The sequence below is a fragment of the Limnothrix sp. HT2024 genome, from assembly GCF_059138625.1.
The window spans coordinates 875,790-891,562 of the sequence record NZ_CM181121.1 but is presented as its reverse complement, the minus strand read 5'-3'; the positions used below and the strand labels follow the sequence as shown (position 1 = coordinate 891,562).

Here is a 15,773-nt window from a genome sequence, read left to right as displayed (position 1 = left end):
GGTAATGGCTAATGGCAATCATTGACGATCGGGATCTGCGGGAACTCTATCGCTTGTCCAGTGGCGAGCATCTGCAAACCCTGGAAACGGGACTGCTGCGGTTTGAACAAAATCCCAGCGATCGCAATGACTTTGCGGAACTGTTGCGGGCGGCCCACACCCTGAAGGGAGACTCGCGAATGTTGGGGGTGAACCATGTGGAAAAACTGGTTCATCAGGTGGAGCATGTGCTGAAACAGTTGCAGATTCAGGAACTCAGCCTCACGCCGCTGCTGGCGGAAACGCTCTATAACACTCTGGATGCGGTCAAGCAGTTGGTGCAGGAGGCCACGGAGGAGCTGCCGAGCGAGCTGCCTTCTGCGATCGATCCGGTGCGGGTGTTGGCCCGGTTAATGCAGGCCAGCAGTGGGGTGGCCGAGTCGGAGTTGATGCCACTGGAACCCAGTCCACTCCCGATCGCCCAAACGGCCCCAGCGAGTTTTGAAGGAAACTCAGAACCGATTCCAGAGCCAATTCCAGAGCCAATTCCAGATCCCCAATTAATTCCAGAGCTAATTCCAGAGCCAATTTCAGACCCCCAATTAATCTCAGACTTAATTTCAGAACAGCCCAGCGAACGGGACGCAACCTCCTCGACAACACCGCCAGCGGTTTCTAATTCGGTTCCGGCGCTTAGGGCCGATCGCCCCACTTCTGCACCCTCAGAATCGCCCCCACCGGCTCGATCACCCGATCGCCCAACCAGTCCAGTTAATTCAATCCATTCAGTCAATCCCACCACGCCCGCCAGTGCCGAGCCATATCACATCGACACGATCCGCGTTGCCACCCGCCATTTAGATGGCCTGGTTGATCGGGTGGGTGAATTGGCGGCCATTGAGCGACGACTATCCCATCAGGCGGCCTTGCTCGATGGATTGGTGCGGCTGTGGGAAGAATTGCGATTGCACGATCGGGGACAGCAGCGGATGAGTGATCCCACCCTAGCCCCCGATCGTCGTCGTAGCGATCAGCAACGGCATCAACTGCACGAAGACTTTCAACAGGCTCTCTATGGCTTGCGGGAGCGAGTGCAAAATGCCAACCATCGCCTAGAAGCGATCACCGATGACCTGAAAGATCGCACCCGTTCCCTGCGGTTGTTGCCCTTGGCCACGGTGTTTCAACATTTTCCGCGCATGGTGCGTGACTTGGCCCAGCAGCAGGGCAAAGCGGTCACCCTGGTGGTGGAAGGGGGCGAAACCACCGCCGATAAACAGGTGATTGAGGCGCTGCGAGATCCCTTGTTGCACCTGGTACGCAACGCGATCGACCATGGCATTGAGTCGGCGGCTGAACGTCAGGCGGCCGGCAAACCCGCCTGCGCCACCTTGCGGTTGTGGGGTGCTCAACAGGGCGATCGGGTCTTGATTTCCCTCAGCGACGACGGCCGCGGCTTAGATCGCCAGGCAATTATCGCCACCGCCGTTCGCCAACAGCTTTACAGTGCCGAAGAACTCGCCCATTGGCAGGATGAACAGATTTTTGAGCTGATTTTGTTGCCAGGATTTTCCACCCGACTGGAAGCCACCGAGCTATCGGGACGGGGCGTGGGCCTCGATGCGGTGCGGGTTTGTGCGGAACGGCTGAAGGGTCGGGTGATGGTGCAGTCCAAGCCGGGTCAGGGTTGCACCATCACCCTCACGGTGGGGACAACCCTGGCGGCCACCCAAGCCCTGTTGGTGATGACGCGCGATCGCACCTTGGCCATTCCGTTGGAATATGTCCATGAAACGCGCCTTGTGCCGGTCAATCAAATTACCGCCTTGGAAGGTCGCCCCGTGATTCTGCTGGAAGGGGAGCCGGTTTCCGCCACCGACCTGGGGGATTTGCTGGAGTTGCCGGGATTGCCACCGGGGCCCGCGCCCGATCGAGTGGATGTTATTCCCCATCCCTGCGTGGTGTTGGTGATGGGGCGCGATCGCCTGGCCGTGTTTGTCGATCGGCTAATTGATGTGCAAGAAATTATGCTCAAACCCCAGAGCAAACTGCTGGTGCGTGTGCGGAATGTGTCTGGGGTGACGATTTTGGGCAATGGGGATGTGTGCCCCGTGTTGCACCCGCCGGACTTGTTTGCCACCTTGGGCGGCCGCACCAGCCGCAACAGCAGCCTGAGCACGGCCGATTCCCTGAGTATGGCCCGGCCACCCGCGATTTTGTTGGTGGAGGATTCGATCGCCACCCGTACCCAAGAAAAGCGGATTTTGGAAACCGCTGGCTACGACGTGGTGACCGCCACCGACGGGATGGATGCACTGCACAAGCTGCGATCGCGCACTTTCGACGCGATCGTTTCCGATATTCAAATGCCTCGTTTGGATGGGTTGGGGCTAACGGCGCGGATCCGTCAAATGCCCGAATACGACGACCTCCCGATCGTGCTCGTATCGTCCCTGAATTCCGACGCAGACAAACGACGGGGCGCGGAAGCCGGAGCGAATGCCTACTTGACCAAGGATGCATTTAACCAAGCGGCGCTGCTGGGAATTTTGCGCGAACTGGCTCGATCGCCCTAGTTACTAGTTATTAGTTATGCGCTATCTGCCCCAGCCTTCCCAAAAATCAGCCGACGGGGCGCGATCGGGGTCAGCAAACCCAGACCCGAAAACCCAAACCTAATCAACCCAGATCAGCAGATCCGGTGATTGTTGGCCATTAAACGGTTGGTCGATAAACAATCCCGAGGCATAAACGGTTAAACGTGATCGTTGAAAAATTTAATGGCGCTCTAGCTCGTGACCGGCAACGGTTGACCCATGCCAACCCAGAAACTTAACCGTTTCCTTAATTACCAAATCGATCCAACGATCGCGAGCTAGAACGTCCCCCCTAATCGATCAACAACTCCTCATAAACAAGTCATGAATGAATTGTGATGCCTGTTTGCCCTAAAACTCCCTGAACAAGATTTCTGGAGCAAACACACAATGAAATGAAGCCAAAAAGCTGAGAGCGAAAGCGATTCAGAATTTCCCAAAGACCTGACGGATTCCTAGAGCCGTTAACCAATTCCCATCGAATGATCCATGCGATCGGGTGGATGCTGACGGCGATCGGAAAGATTAGTCCCCTTTGGGTTCCTTGCCAACTACTAAGCGATTGGCAACGGTTTCGGGTTGAATCGCAGACAGTACCACATGGCCCGAATCCGCAATAATCACAGCTCTGGTGCGGCGACCATAGGTGGCATCAATTAATTGGCCACGATCTTTTGCATCAGTAACCAGGCGACGAATCGGAGCCGAGTCAGGGCTGACAATGGCAATGATTCGGTTGGCCGCCACAATATTACCGAAACCAACATTAATGAGTTGAATGTCCATCGACAAATTCCTCAAAGAGAAAACCCGTGAAGGTTGATTGAGTGGTTGGTAGATAATGATTAGTCACTCCGAGACAGAATCGATCCCAGCCTAATTAGGCAGGTTATGACCTAGTTGATCGCCGTTGTTGAGCACAGCAGGGCCCTCTCAGGTAGCAACCGCATGAGCGGTTATACCTACTGAGCGCTATCTCAATGAACCAACCCAGAATGAATGGGTCTAAATCTCCTATTAGAAGGATTAGCCCCAGTTAATCAGGGTAGGGGATGGATCGGGAATCGATCTCCCAAGGGGAAATTCAGTGTGCATCAGGACGATCTAGCGCGAATGAACCAGGATAGATCGTCATGATGGATCACGGCATCGATCAGGCGGGACAGATTTGTGCGGACTGACTAACACACATGGAAAATTTAGCTCGAAAAATGAACATTCAGTCTATTTTCACAAAATTTCCCAGCAAGTTGATCAGTCTCTGTTCTCCAATAGTTGATTAAAGCGGTGAATTTGCCAAAAAACATGGTTCAACCGCCGTTGATCGTCTAAACCCATGGCGAGTTCCTGGGTAGTTTGCCAGCGGGTTTGATCGAGCCACAGCTCAAAAACTGCTCCATGGGGGATGGAAATTTGCCATGTTCTTGGGGAGCCGAGGATCTCTGAGATTAGGTGTTGCAAGATCCAGTGATGGGTGATGATCCAAAGGCAGGGATCGGGATTTTGTGGCTCTGTTTCGGTGGGGTTTGTATCAATAAATTGGCTAATTAGACCTTGTAAAAAGATCTGTGCGCGTGATCGCCCGGCTTCTAGGGTTTCTGATTGCGGAATTGGGATCCATTCCCAGGAATTTTCCAGTTTTTGGCAAAGTTCGGGATATTGTCGCCTGGCTTCGCTCCAGGTCAGCCCCTGAAAAATGCCGTTGTCAAATTCGCAAAGGTGGGTGTCGGTGATGATGAGCGGTAGGGGCCGATCGCCCGTGGCCGGGTGGGCCATGGCGGCCGATCGCGCCAGTTGGGCAGTTTCTTGGGCCCGTTGTTGGGGACTGCTATAAATGGTTTGGGGATGGGCTCCCTGTTGGGCCAGGGCTTGGCCAAGCGATCGCGCCTGGGTTTGGCCCCGATCGGTCAAGGGGTCGTCGGCTCGCCCCATCATTCGCCCCGCTGCATTCCCGATCGACTCCGTATGACGGATAAAAAAGAGTTTCAGCATCAATTAGAATTCGTGGCCCTTAGGAAGGGGTAGAACGCATTGGGCAAGCTCCTACAATAATTGGGGAGTTTGGAATTGGGGAGTCTGGCGATCGGGCCTTGGCTGTCCATGCCCAGATCCCTTCTCAACCGCCGCGTTCAAAACCAGAGCCGATGCTACTAAAGTCCACCACCCGCCATATCCGCATCTTCGCCGCCGAGTTGGCCAATGATGATATTGTGCCGAGCGAAACGAAGCTCACGATTGATGTTGATCCCGACAATGAGTTTTTGTGGAATCCGGAGGCGCTCCAACAGGTCTACCGTAAGTTTGAAGAGCTGGTGGCCCAGTCGGCGGGTCAAGATTTGACGGAATACAACTTGCGGCGAATTGGGTCAGATTTGGAGCACTTTGTGCGATCGCTGTTGCAAAATGGCACGATCGCCTACAACTTGGAAACCCGCGCGGTGAATTACAGCATGGGCTTGCCGCAGGTTTCGCCCTAGGGGTTGTGCTCGGTGCGATCGGGGCTTGATTGGGGTTTGGTCAGTTTCTGAGCATGGCCCGATCAATTTCTGGTCTGTCCGATTCGGTCTGTTTGAGCGGTCTGATCAGTTGCAGTTCAAGGCGTTAATTCTGCCAGCTCAACAGCTCCAACCCCAGGCCACAGACAAGGGGCTTAAGCCCCTTGCCCCTCGTCTGGTCTGTCCGATTCGGTCTGTTTGAGCGGTCTGATCAGTTGCAGTTCAAGGCGTTAATTCTGCCAGCTCAACAGCTCCAACCCCAGGCCACAGACAAGGGGCTTAAGCCCCTTGCCCCTCGGTCGATCGCGGAACCTCAAGAACCTGTTCCCCGCAGGCCTTCGCCCTAAGCAGCCAACTGCCGGAAAAAAGATTGCCGCCACTGGGCATCCCGCTTGCGATCGCACAAAAATTCCAGCACGCGAATGCCTTGGGTGGGCAGTTGGCTCAAGGAGTCGCAAAACTGCTGCCATTGGGTAATTTGCCGATATTCAATGCCATAGCTCTGGCAAAGGCTGGCAAAGTTAACCGATTGCGGTGTGGCAAAAAACTCCTCAAAAGGGGGTTCAAACTGCGAAACGGGCAGCATTTCAAAGATGCCGCCGCCGTTGTTGTTAATCAGCAAAATGGTGAGGCTGCCTTGGAAGTGGCGACGGGCTAAGAAGCCGTTGGTGTCGTGCAACAGGGCTAAATCTCCGGTGAGCATCACGGCCGGTTGATGGTGTTGGGCCAGGCCGATCGCGGTGGAAAGGCTGCCATCAATGCCGTTGGCTCCCCGATTAAAGAAGGGCTGAATTTCCCGGTTGTTGATGCCCCAAAAATATTCCACATCCCGCACGGGCATACTGTTGCAGATAAAAATTGGGGTGCGATCGGGCAGTGTTTGCGGCAACAGCCAGGCGATTTTGCTTTCCAGACGTTGGGGTTGTTCCGCCAGGGCCTGTTTCACGGTGATTTCCAGGGCCCGATCGCCCGCTAGCCAAGTTTGCAAATAATCGGAGGGGGGCAAGTCCGGTTCCGGGGTTTCCCACAGCTCGATCGCCCCCTGGATCGATCGCGTGCGGCCATGGAGCGGATCCAGGTTGCGATCGCCCGGATCCAAAATCCATTGGGGCGCATCGGTTTCCATCAGCCACAGGCGCAGGGTCTTGCTGATTGGTAAGCCCCCCAGCCGCAGCACCATGGTGGGCCGCAGTTGTTCCCGCTGGTGGGGACTGCGCAACATCAAGTCGTAGTGGGCCACCAAGTGCTGATTCAGGGCCCCAAAATTCCGCAACGGCGAGAGGCCTTCCGCCAACACGGGCCAACCGAGCGATCGCGCCAAGCGTCCCACCGCTGCACAATAGGCCGCCGGATCCGCCGGTTGGGCCGGCCCCGCCACAATCAGCCCCCGCTCCGTTTGGCGGGCCCCTTGCCAAAACTCCTGCCAGGGCAACCGGGAAAAAGTAATCGGTCGGCGCACCGGCTGCAAATGCCCAAAGAATTCCTGATCATGCCAATTGGCCCGTAGCTGGGCGAGGGCATCGACCACGGCCGGTTCCGGCAAAGGGGGCAACGGATCCCGCAAGGGAACATTCAGATGCACGGGACCCGGGGCGGAGATCGCCCGTTGGGCCGCCTGGGCCAGGGTTTGGCGCAAGTAGGCCAACAGGTCTAACCGAGGTTCCGGCAGGGCCAATTCTGCCTGCCAAACGGGATACATCCCAAAGAGCTTGAGCTGATCGATCGCCTGGCCCGCCGCACAGTCGCGCAACTCTGGCGGGCGATCGGCCGTGAGCAACAACAGGGGCACACCACTTTCGCGAGCCTCAATCACCGCCGGGAAAAAGTTGGCTCCCGCCGTGCCCGATGTGCAAACCACCGCCACCGGCCGGTGCGATCGCCGGGCCGCCCCCAGGGCCCAAAACGCCCCCGATCGCTCATCCAAAATCGGAATCGCCGTCATTTGCGGATGGCTGGCCAGGGCGATCGTTAACGGGGTCGATCGGGAGCCTGGGCAAATCACCACCTCCGTCACCCCCACCCGCACCAGCGTTTCCGCCAACACCGAAGCCCACAACGTATTGCGATTCGTGAAATCCATCCCCAAGATCAAACCCCTATCCAACCGCGCATGACCCGCGTGTTGACACTCCCCGTCCTAAAGGGACAGGGATTCTTGATTCTACGAGGTTGCTTGCCTTGACAGGGTTTCCCCAACCAAAGTAGAGGCATCCTCTCCCCAAGCGTTGCACGGTTCAAGACCGTAGCTTCCGGTATGCCCTACCGTAGCCAATCCCCGACTGAGGATATTTCTAGCTGCATTGTGGTCACGATTAAGGACAGCTCCGCACCAACAAATATGCGTCCTTGTTGACAGTCCTTTCTTGACAATCGCGCCACAGCTAGAGCATTCCTGGCTTGTGTAGTGAGGCGGGACAGCAACGGTGATTTTGCCAAACACTTTGCCAAAATATTCCAGCCACACTCTGAACTGATACCAGGATGCATCGTTAATCGACTTAGCAAGGCAGTGATTCTGCACCATGTTTTTGATTCTCAAATCTTCGTAGACGATCAAGTCGTTAGACTGAACTACGCACCGTGCCAATTTCACAGCATGGTCTTTACGCTGCCTACTTATCTTGAGATGGCGCTTGCCTAAAATCACCCTTGCCTTGCGACGATTGCTTGACCCTTTAACCTTTCTGCTAACCCTCCTTTGAGCCTGCTTGATCCGTTGCTCTCCCCTGCGAAGAAAGCGCGGATTTTCCGCTCTGTCGCCATCCTGAGTGACGTAGAAATCGTTGAGTCCTACATCTAACCCAACCGCCTTACCAGAAGGCTGGACTACTTCAAAGCGTTCAACAGATACGGCAAATTGAACATAGTACCCATCTGCACGTTTTACCAGTCTGACCCGCTTGATTTGGTTAGGTTGGTAAAAATGCAAATCACGAGTTCCCTTCAGTTTCAATCTGCCAATCTGCTTACCATCAGTGAACGTGATTGATTTACGATCCTCCGCTAGTTTCCACCCAGTCGTTTTGTATTCCACTGAGCGAACGTCTTTCTTAAATTGCGGAAAACCTTTCTTGCCTGGGATCTGCTTTTTGCAGTTCTCATAAAACCGCGAGATCGCAGACCAAGTGCGTTCTGCCGATGCTTGACGAGCCATTGAGTTGAGTTCATTGGCAAACGGAAATTCTTTTGCCAGCACCGCACAATACTTGTTGAGGTCGTATTTAGACAAGCCTTTATTGTCCATCCAATAGCGCAAGCACTTGTTTTGGATGAACTTGGCAGTCCTCAACGCCTCATCAATAGCGCTGAACTGAGCAGGCTTTCCGTAGACTTTGAACTCAAGAATTAGCATATTTGCATTATAGCTTATGCTGACCTGCTTGGCATAAGAATGACGGGCACTAAAGTACCCCTGTCGCCTTTTATCCTTGCGCTAAAGAGACAAGGTTTTCATGCTCCCGTGCGACCTGATAACCTTACTGCTGTCTAGGCTTTCTAGGTTATCTAGACCGCGCAGGTTCTTGGATCTCATTTCCCCTTGGATCTTGGATGTTGCATCTGGGATCTGGGGGTTGGTCTTGGGCCGCACAACCCTCGCCCCTTTCTTACACCTTCGGCATACCGCCATGAAACTGCTCGACTCACAGGGCCGCCTCCTTGGCAAACTCAGCATTTTAGACCTCGGTGCAGGCCTGGTTATCCTACTTGTGCTGGTTGGGATCTTCTTGGTGCCCGGAACCGGCGGCTCCGTGGCCCAAGTGGGCGCAGTGAAACAAATGGTCGAAATTGACGCGGTGGCTCGGGGTCTTTCCATTCGGGATCCGCAAACCGTGATCCAAGAAATGACCAGTTCCGGCAAAACCAACGTGATTATTCGGAACCAGCCCTACGGCAGCATCACTGTTAAATCGGTGCAAACCCTCACCCGCACTACCCTGGTTCCCCAACCCGATGGCACGGTGAAGGCCCTGCCGGATCCGCGCCCTGATTTGTATAACAGTGACCTGTATTTGACCCTCAGCGGCGAGGCCACCATGACGGAAAATGGGCCCGTTCTGGGGAATAACAAGCTCAAAATCGGCATTCCTGTGGAATTGGAAGGAAAGGCCTATAACTTCAATGCCAGCGTGATTGATGTGCGGTTGCTGAAGAAATAGGTTTGTTTTTTCGGTTATCGATTTCTAAATGATTGATTTCTGAATGATCAAATTCTGAATAGTTGATTTCTGAATGATCAACCTTCTGGATGATCAAATTCTGAATGATCGATCGAACCCATTCCGTCCATCAGCGCGATCGAGGCGATCGCCCCCATAACCCCATAAAATTTCGCCCTATTACCCTATGAATATTCACCACGTTGCCAGTCAGCCTTTTTTAGATCAAAAGCCCGGCACTTCCGGTCTGCGGAAGCGCGTGCCCGTTTTTCAACAGCGGCATTATTTAGAAAATTTTGTTCAATCCATCTTTGACAGCCTCGAAAATTTTGCCGGACAAACTCTAGTCCTGGGTGGCGATGGGCGCTACTACAACCGCACCGCGATCCAAACAATCTTGAAAATGGCCGCGGCCAATGGAGTGGGGCGCGTGTTGGTGGGTCAGGGGGGAATTTTGTCCACTCCGGCGGCCTCCTGCGTGATCCGCAAAAATGAAGCCTTTGGCGGCATCATCCTTTCGGCCAGTCACAACCCCGGCGGCCCCGACGCGGATTTTGGCATCAAGTTCAACACGGCCAACGGCGGCCCGGCTCCCGAAAAGGTAACCGATGCGATTTATCACCGCACCAAAACCCTGGATGGCTACCGGATCCTGGAGGCGACGGATTTGGATCTCGATCGCCCCGGTACGAGCCAACTGGGCGATATGACCGTTGAGGTGATCGATTCCGTCAGCGACTACGCGGCCCTGATGCAGTCGTTATTTGACTTCGATCGCCTGCGGGATTGGTTCAAAACCGGCCGCGCCTGTGTGGATTCCATGCACGCCGTGACCGGCCCCTATGCCCAAGCAATTTTGCAAGGGCTGTTGGGTGCGCCGGCCGGTACGGTGATGAACGGTGTGCCCCTGGAAGACTTTGGCGGAGGTCACCCGGATCCGAACCTGGTCTATGCCCATGACTTGGTGGAAATTTTGTTTGGCGACGGTGCGCCGGATTTTGGGGCCGCTTCCGATGGGGACGGCGATCGGAACATGATTTTGGGGCGCAACTTCTTCGTCACCCCCAGCGACAGCTTGGCCGTGTTAGCCGCCAACGCCACCCTCATTCCGGGCTATCGCGATGGTTTGGCCGGTGTGGCGCGATCGATGCCCACCAGCGCCGCAGTCGATCGGGTGGCGGCCAAACTGGGCATTGATTGCTATGAAACCCCCACCGGTTGGAAATTCTTCGGTAATTTGCTGGATGCGGGCAAGGCCACCCTCTGCGGCGAAGAAAGCTTCGGCACGGGGTCAAACCATGTGCGCGAAAAAGACGGTCTTTGGGCGGTGCTGTTCTGGCTGAACTTGCTGGCGGTGCGCGGCCAATCCGTGGAGGCGATCGTGCGGGAGCACTGGCAAACCTACGGCCGCAACTACTACTCCCGCCATGACTATGAAGAGGTGGAGAGCGATCAGGCTCATACCCTGGTCGATAACCTGCGGGCCAAGCTGGGTGACCTGAAGGGCCAGAAATTCGGCTCCTACGAGGTGGACTACGCCGATGATTTTGCCTACACCGATCCTGTGGACGGCAGCCTCAGCCAAAAACAAGGGATTCGGATCGGGTTCACGGATGGCTCCCGGATTGTGTTCCGCCTGTCGGGCACGGGAACCCAAGGAGCCACGCTGCGGTTGTATTTGGAAAGCTACGAACCCGATTCCGCCAAGCATGATCAAGACACCCAAGTGGCCCTCGGAGATTTGATCGCGATCGCGGAGGAAATGGCCCAAATCAAGTCCCTGACCGGGCGCGATCGCCCCACGGTGATCACCTAACGATCACTTGCTGCCATCTGATTGCTGATTGATGCGCGGATTGCCTCGCCGGTCGCGTTGCAGCGATCTCGTGGCTGGTGATCAAGTCCCTCTCTCAAGTCGGGAGAGGGATTTAGGGTGAGGGTCTTGATTGATGCAAGAGGCCTATGCCAATTGTTTTGTGCATCAGCCCAAGAAACCATCCCTCAATTTGGCTGCACTGGCGATTGAGCTGCCCGCTTAACCCGAACTGATGTTAAACCAGGGCAGCGATCGCGCGATCGGGAACGACAACACCGCCGTCAGCGTCCCCAGCCCTAACCCGGATCCGCAAAGACCGCCACCAATGGCACGATCTCTGGGGGGAAACTTCTCAGGGCGATCGTGCTGATTTGTTCGCCAATGCCAGTCATTATTCAAGACTGGAATCTTGAGTCTGGAATCTGAAGTCTGGAATCTAAAGCCTGGAATTCAAGGCTGAGTTCAGTGGGAGCACAAATCGTGCTCAAGTTTCTGGAGGAGCTGGTTGCACACCATGAACGAATTAGCCCCCACAGCGGTCTAATTCAAGGCTCAAAGGCTAAACAGTCCCTAGGCTAACCAGTTCCGGAACTATTCATCGATTAGGAGTTTGTAATCATGGCTATTGGCCCTAACCCCCCGTTTTACGATCTCGACGATGCCAACAACTTTTTCTCCACTAGTTCGCTGTCGGCGGAAGTGCTCCGCACCACCCCGGCAGGCGTGCGAGGTTTGGGGGGCGATGACCAAATCACCGGCAGTGCCCAAGCGGACATCATCTACGGCAACCTGGGCAACGACAGCCTTTATGGTTTGGGGGGCAATGACACTTTCTATGGTGGTCAAGGTGATGACCTGTTGGTGGGTGATGGCCTCAACTCCACTGGGGATGATGTACTCAGCGGCAACAAGGGCAATGACCTGATTTTGGGTGGCGTGGGTAACGATATCCTGCGGGGGGGTCAGGATAACGATTTCCTGAATGGCGAAGAGGGCAACGATACCCTGGTGGGCGACTTGGGCCAAGATACCCTGGCGGGTGGGGCTGGCGATGACCTATTGGTGTTGCGACGGGACGCGGCGGCGGTGGCCGATGCCAGCGGGGCGATCGCTGCGGATTTCATCGTGGATTTTGGCACCGGGAACGATCGCATCGGTTTGACCGGTGGCTTGCAGGAAAGTCAATTGCAACTGCTGGCAATCACTTTGAACGACTCCGGCGGCGGCTCCACGCCCAGTACGGCGATTACGTTCAACGACAATGGGGTTTTCAAAACCTTGGGTCTGGTGTTGGGTAAAACGCCCACCGAGCTGGCCGGTAAGTTCGTGAATACGGACTTTTAAGCCGACCTTTCGGCCGACTGTCTAACCAACCTTTCGGCCAGTTTTTTAGGCTCAGGGTTCCGCTGATGGGATTAACACCTGAGGGAGTTAACACCCAATGGGATCAATACCTGATGGAGTTAATACCTAATGGGATCAACACCAAACCGGTGGCGTTAGTGGCCAATTACGGGTAAGGGGCAAGTTGCGGGCAAGGGGCAAGTTGCGGGCAAGGGGCTTAAGCCCCTTGTCTTCAGGATTCGCTCAGTAGCTCTCGGGCCCAGGCTTCTTCCTCCGGCAGCTCGTCTAAAGAGGGCCGGGTTTCCCGCAGTTCGATCGCGGCGGGAGTTGCGATCGATCGGGGGCTAGTGCGGCTCTTGGGGCGCAGTGCGCGTTCGGCCTCTTCCGCGCTGGCACGGGCTTGATGCAAGAGCTTGTTGCAGCGCTCCCAGGGATTCGATCCATTCAGGGCCTCAAGCTGGCTGCTGCGTTCGTTGGCCACGGTGGCCAGGGCGCGCAACACGGCAGAAAATTGGATGCCTTCGCGATCGAGGGTATCCAGCATGGGGCGTAACAATTCGCACAACAGGGTGTTGCGGTGTTCAGCAATCAACGCGCCGAGTTCGCTGGTGTTAATTGCGTCGCTAATGCTTTCGGGTAAATGTTGCATAGCTTTGTGGGCAATAGCGGAGCTGTCAAGTTTCATGCGATTTTCATGCGATTTTCAAAAATTCCTCATGAATCGCCGGTTGATGCACCCTCGAAACACGGTTAACGCCACTTTGCGTTTGCGCTCAAAACCGATCACAGGCGATCGAGCACGATCGAGCACGATCGGTTAGAGACCCATTAGCGATCAACTCCACGATCGGCTACTTAACCCTGACGGTTGCCCCGGATGCTGCCAGGAATGGAGCAGCGGGTTGGTAATCCCGAACGAAGCAGCCTTGCGCTGGCAATGGCAGGCTACCGGGAGTTGCACCAGTCCTGTCCGTATAGTTGGGACAAATTTGGGCGATCGTCGATACAGAGATTACCTATCTCTTTCTCTAAGGTACAGTGCCGATCGGGAAAATTCCGTGCAAATCAGCCAGAAGGAGAATTCCGCACAAGGGGCGATGGATGATTGGCGGCTCCGGGCGATCGGCCCCGTTGCCCAACTCCAATTTCGTCACCCAAGCTCCCTCCCAAGCCCCATGCATTGCCTCATCCGTCTCCCCTGTATCACCTCGTACATCACCCCAGTCATACCATTCCCCACCTGCCAAAAATCTGATCAAAATCCCTGGGATCGATTGGACGCGCAATTTGGGCTGATATGGTGAATAATTGTGGATTCGACAGGCTTCGGCACAGACCGCAGCGGTTTGCCTGGGCCCCAAGCCTGAACGTCCTTGGCTGTTTGTTGACTGGTTTTTGTTTGACTGGTTTTTGTTTGACCGTTCTGTTTGACTCTGCTAACCCCTTAACCCCTCGCTTCAACGGCACTGCAACTGCAAGCTATGGCTGGAAAACCCACAATCGCCGTTACTCACCTCGGTTGCGAAAAAAATCGCATTGACACCGAGCATATGATGGGCCTGCTGGCCCAGGCAGGCTATGACGTGAGTGCCAACGACGATGCGGCAGACTACGCGATCGTCAACACCTGTAGCTTCATCCAAGAGGCGCGGGAAGAGTCGGTGCGCACCTTGGTTTCGCTGGCGGAAGCGGGCAAACGAATTGTGATTACGGGCTGCATGGCTCAACACTTTCGGGACACCCTTTTGGATGAAATTCCGGAAGCCGTGGCCGTGGTGGGTACGGGCGACTATCACAAGATTGTGGATGTGGTGCAGCGAACGGAAGCGGGCGAGCGCGTTCAGGAAATTTCCGAAGAACCAACTTACATTGCCGATGAGACCGTCCCTCGCTATCGCACCACGGCCGAAGGCACGGCCTACCTGCGGGTGGCGGAGGGGTGTGACTACCGCTGTGCTTTTTGCATCATTCCCCACTTGCGGGGCGATCAGCGATCGCGCTCGATCGAGTCGATTGTGGCCGAAGCCCACAAGCTGGCCGATGAAGGGGTGCAAGAGCTGATCTTGATTTCCCAAATCACCACCAACTACGGCCTAGACCGCTATGGCAAACCCAAGCTGGCGGAGCTGTTGCGGGCCCTCGGCGAGGTGGACATTCCTTGGGTGCGAATCCACTATGCCTATCCCACGGGGCTAACGGAATCGGTGATTGCAGCGATTCGGGAAACGCCGAATATCCTGCCCTATATTGATTTGCCGCTCCAGCATTCCCACCCGGAGGTGCTGCGATCGATGAATCGCCCCTGGCAGGCCAATGTGAACGATCGGCTCTTGTCCCAAATTCGCGAGCAATTGCCCAATGCCGTCATGCGCACCACGTTTATTGTGGGCTTCCCCGGCGAAACCGAAGAGCACTTCGAGCATCTGTGCGACTTTGTGCAGCGCCATGAATTTGACCATGTGGGGGTGTTCACCTTCTCGCCCGAGGAGGGAACCGCCGCGTTTGATTTGCCCAACCAACTCCCGCAGGAAGTGATGGATGGTCGGCGCGATCGGCTGATGGCCCTGCAACAGCCCATTTCCCTGAAGCGAAATCAGGCCTACGTTGGCCAAACGGTGGATGTGCTGATTGAGCAGGTGAACCCGAAAACGGGACAATTCTTGGGCCGATCGGCTCGGTATTCTCCCGATGTGGATGGTTTAGTCTACGTCACCGGGCCGGCTCGCTTGGGGGCGATCGTCCCGGTCACCATCACCGCCGCCGAACCCTACGACCTATTTGGCGAGGTCGCCGTCTCCGCCTAAAGAATTTGCCCCACCAGCTCTACTCAAACCCAAGGGCGATCGCTCAAAATTGAAAAGCGCGCGGGCTTGCTTCCCACAGAAGTCAGTCCTCGCCGTTTCAGCCCATTCACCGCCCATCGGACTCCCACCGTGATTGCCCGATCGGAGCGTGGGTGGATCAATCGGGGTGTGTCCCCAAGGATGAGGAATTGTGGTTTCTTTTTTGATCGTGGCCGTCGTGATTGCCGTCGGCCTGATTGTGCTGACCTATTTGCCGTTTGGTGTAGAAGTCGATAGCCCTTGGAAGGCCTTGATCGCCGGTATTGTTTTGGGCGTTTTACAGGGGCTGGCGCGGGCTGTTCCTGGCTGGCTTACCTTCTTACCTAAGTTGCTCACGCTGGGCTTGTTTTCTTTAATTGTTAGCACCTTGCTGTTTGGTTTGGCTGCTTGGTTGGTCGAAGGTTTCCGCCTCAAAAATGGTTTTTGGAGCGCCTTGCTGGGGGCAGTTTTTATTAGCATCTTCCAATCTTTGGTGCTTGGAGTTCTGGGAAATTTCCTGCCTGTTCTCAACCAATAGTGTTGCTAGAATTGTCAGGAAATTA

At 55.3% G+C, this 15,773-nt stretch carries 13 protein-coding genes; 7 read left to right on the top strand and 6 right to left on the bottom strand.

Annotated features, from left to right (window positions below):
- The first annotated feature begins 11 nt into the window (after nucleotides 1-11).
- Entirely contained in the window at nucleotides 12-2,555 is a 2,544-nt protein-coding gene (locus tag AC2IAX_RS03720; protein WP_494389386.1) for a hybrid sensor histidine kinase/response regulator, read from the top strand.
- Between the two features lie 546 nt (nucleotides 2,556-3,101).
- On the opposite strand, the gene remA is transcribed toward AC2IAX_RS03720, so the two are convergent.
- Both remA and AC2IAX_RS03710 read right to left on the bottom strand, forming a co-directional pair.
- Nucleotides 3,102-3,362 carry an extracellular matrix/biofilm regulator RemA gene (gene remA / locus AC2IAX_RS03715; protein ID WP_494389385.1) on the bottom strand — a complete coding sequence of 87 codons (261 nt, stop codon included), beginning with the start codon at nucleotides 3,360-3,362 and terminating at the stop codon, nucleotides 3,102-3,104.
- 468 nt (nucleotides 3,363-3,830) lie between these two features.
- Nucleotides 3,831-4,568, bottom strand: a complete 738-nt coding sequence (locus AC2IAX_RS03710) for a histidine phosphatase family protein (RefSeq protein ID WP_494389384.1) — start codon at nucleotides 4,566-4,568, stop codon at nucleotides 3,831-3,833.
- A 152-nt stretch (nucleotides 4,569-4,720) separates the two neighbouring features.
- Here AC2IAX_RS03710 and AC2IAX_RS03705 point away from each other — a divergent pair, with 152 nt between their 5' ends.
- A complete protein-coding gene (locus AC2IAX_RS03705; RefSeq protein ID WP_494389383.1) occupies nucleotides 4,721-5,053 on the top strand; it encodes an NAD(P)H-quinone oxidoreductase subunit M in 333 nt (110 codons plus the stop codon).
- A 361-nt stretch (nucleotides 5,054-5,414) separates the two neighbouring features.
- Here AC2IAX_RS03705 and menD read toward each other — a convergent pair whose 3' ends face one another.
- Nucleotides 5,415-7,151, bottom strand: a complete 1,737-nt coding sequence (menD, locus tag AC2IAX_RS03700) for a 2-succinyl-5-enolpyruvyl-6-hydroxy-3-cyclohexene-1-carboxylic-acid synthase (RefSeq protein ID WP_494389382.1) — start codon at nucleotides 7,149-7,151, stop codon at nucleotides 5,415-5,417.
- A gap of 81 nt (nucleotides 7,152-7,232) precedes the next feature.
- Nucleotides 7,233-8,423, bottom strand: a complete 1,191-nt coding sequence (locus AC2IAX_RS03695; RefSeq protein WP_494389381.1) for an RNA-guided endonuclease InsQ/TnpB family protein — start codon at nucleotides 8,421-8,423, stop codon at nucleotides 7,233-7,235.
- Nucleotides 8,424-8,697: 274 nt separating this feature from the next.
- Between AC2IAX_RS03695 and AC2IAX_RS03690 the strand changes: the two genes are divergently transcribed.
- The 3 genes from AC2IAX_RS03690 (at nucleotide 8,698) to AC2IAX_RS03680 (ending at nucleotide 12,388) form a co-directional block, all read left to right on the top strand.
- Nucleotides 8,698-9,228, top strand: coding sequence for a DUF4330 domain-containing protein (locus AC2IAX_RS03690; RefSeq protein ID WP_099532700.1), 531 nt, complete (start codon nucleotides 8,698-8,700; stop codon nucleotides 9,226-9,228).
- A gap of 187 nt (nucleotides 9,229-9,415) precedes the next feature.
- Nucleotides 9,416-11,044 (top strand): alpha-D-glucose phosphate-specific phosphoglucomutase, encoded by a 1,629-nt coding sequence (locus AC2IAX_RS03685; protein ID WP_494389380.1) that lies wholly within the window; start codon nucleotides 9,416-9,418, stop codon nucleotides 11,042-11,044.
- Nucleotides 11,045-11,662: 618 nt separating this feature from the next.
- Nucleotides 11,663-12,388, top strand: a complete 726-nt coding sequence (locus AC2IAX_RS03680; RefSeq protein ID WP_494389379.1) for a calcium-binding protein — start codon at nucleotides 11,663-11,665, stop codon at nucleotides 12,386-12,388.
- A gap of 232 nt (nucleotides 12,389-12,620) precedes the next feature.
- On the opposite strand, the gene AC2IAX_RS03675 is transcribed toward AC2IAX_RS03680, so the two are convergent.
- Both AC2IAX_RS03675 and AC2IAX_RS03670 read right to left on the bottom strand, forming a co-directional pair.
- Complete coding sequence (locus AC2IAX_RS03675) at nucleotides 12,621-13,037, bottom strand: hypothetical protein (RefSeq protein ID WP_143473013.1); 417 nt, start codon at nucleotides 13,035-13,037, stop codon at nucleotides 12,621-12,623.
- Between the two features lie 379 nt (nucleotides 13,038-13,416).
- On the bottom strand, nucleotides 13,417-13,542 hold the full coding sequence (locus AC2IAX_RS03670) for a hypothetical protein (protein ID WP_494389378.1): 126 nt from the start codon (nucleotides 13,540-13,542) through the stop codon (nucleotides 13,417-13,419).
- A gap of 327 nt (nucleotides 13,543-13,869) precedes the next feature.
- Between AC2IAX_RS03670 and rimO the strand changes: the two genes are divergently transcribed.
- On the top strand, nucleotides 13,870-15,192 hold the full coding sequence (gene rimO / locus AC2IAX_RS03665) for a 30S ribosomal protein S12 methylthiotransferase RimO (RefSeq protein ID WP_494389377.1): 1,323 nt from the start codon (nucleotides 13,870-13,872) through the stop codon (nucleotides 15,190-15,192).
- Between the two features lie 208 nt (nucleotides 15,193-15,400).
- Nucleotides 15,401-15,748, top strand: coding sequence for a phage holin family protein (locus tag AC2IAX_RS03660; RefSeq protein WP_494389376.1), 348 nt, complete (start codon nucleotides 15,401-15,403; stop codon nucleotides 15,746-15,748).
- Nucleotides 15,749-15,773 lie beyond the last annotated feature (25 nt).

What these genes read in the sequence shown, in the direction of transcription:
- AC2IAX_RS03705 (WP_494389383.1), top strand. Translation starts at nt 4,721, where the DNA reads ATGCTACTAAAGTCCACCACCCGCCATATCCGCATCTTCGCCGCCGAG.
- AC2IAX_RS03680 (WP_494389379.1), top strand. Translation starts at nt 11,663, where the DNA reads ATGGCTATTGGCCCTAACCCCCCGTTTTACGATCTCGACGATGCCAAC.
- AC2IAX_RS03720 (WP_494389386.1), top strand. Translation starts at nt 12, where the DNA reads ATGGCAATCATTGACGATCGGGATCTGCGGGAACTCTATCGCTTGTCC.
- AC2IAX_RS03710 (WP_494389384.1), bottom strand. Translation starts at nt 4,568, where the DNA reads ATGCTGAAACTCTTTTTTATCCGTCATACGGAGTCGATCGGGAATGCA.
- AC2IAX_RS03695 (WP_494389381.1), bottom strand. Translation starts at nt 8,423, where the DNA reads ATGCTAATTCTTGAGTTCAAAGTCTACGGAAAGCCTGCTCAGTTCAGC.
- AC2IAX_RS03690 (WP_099532700.1), top strand. Translation starts at nt 8,698, where the DNA reads ATGAAACTGCTCGACTCACAGGGCCGCCTCCTTGGCAAACTCAGCATT.
- AC2IAX_RS03675 (WP_143473013.1), bottom strand. Translation starts at nt 13,037, where the DNA reads ATGCAACATTTACCCGAAAGCATTAGCGACGCAATTAACACCAGCGAA.
- remA (WP_494389385.1), bottom strand. Translation starts at nt 3,362, where the DNA reads ATGGACATTCAACTCATTAATGTTGGTTTCGGTAATATTGTGGCGGCC.
- AC2IAX_RS03685 (WP_494389380.1), top strand. Translation starts at nt 9,416, where the DNA reads ATGAATATTCACCACGTTGCCAGTCAGCCTTTTTTAGATCAAAAGCCC.
- rimO (WP_494389377.1), top strand. Translation starts at nt 13,870, where the DNA reads ATGGCTGGAAAACCCACAATCGCCGTTACTCACCTCGGTTGCGAAAAA.
- menD (WP_494389382.1), bottom strand. Translation starts at nt 7,151, where the DNA reads ATGGATTTCACGAATCGCAATACGTTGTGGGCTTCGGTGTTGGCGGAA.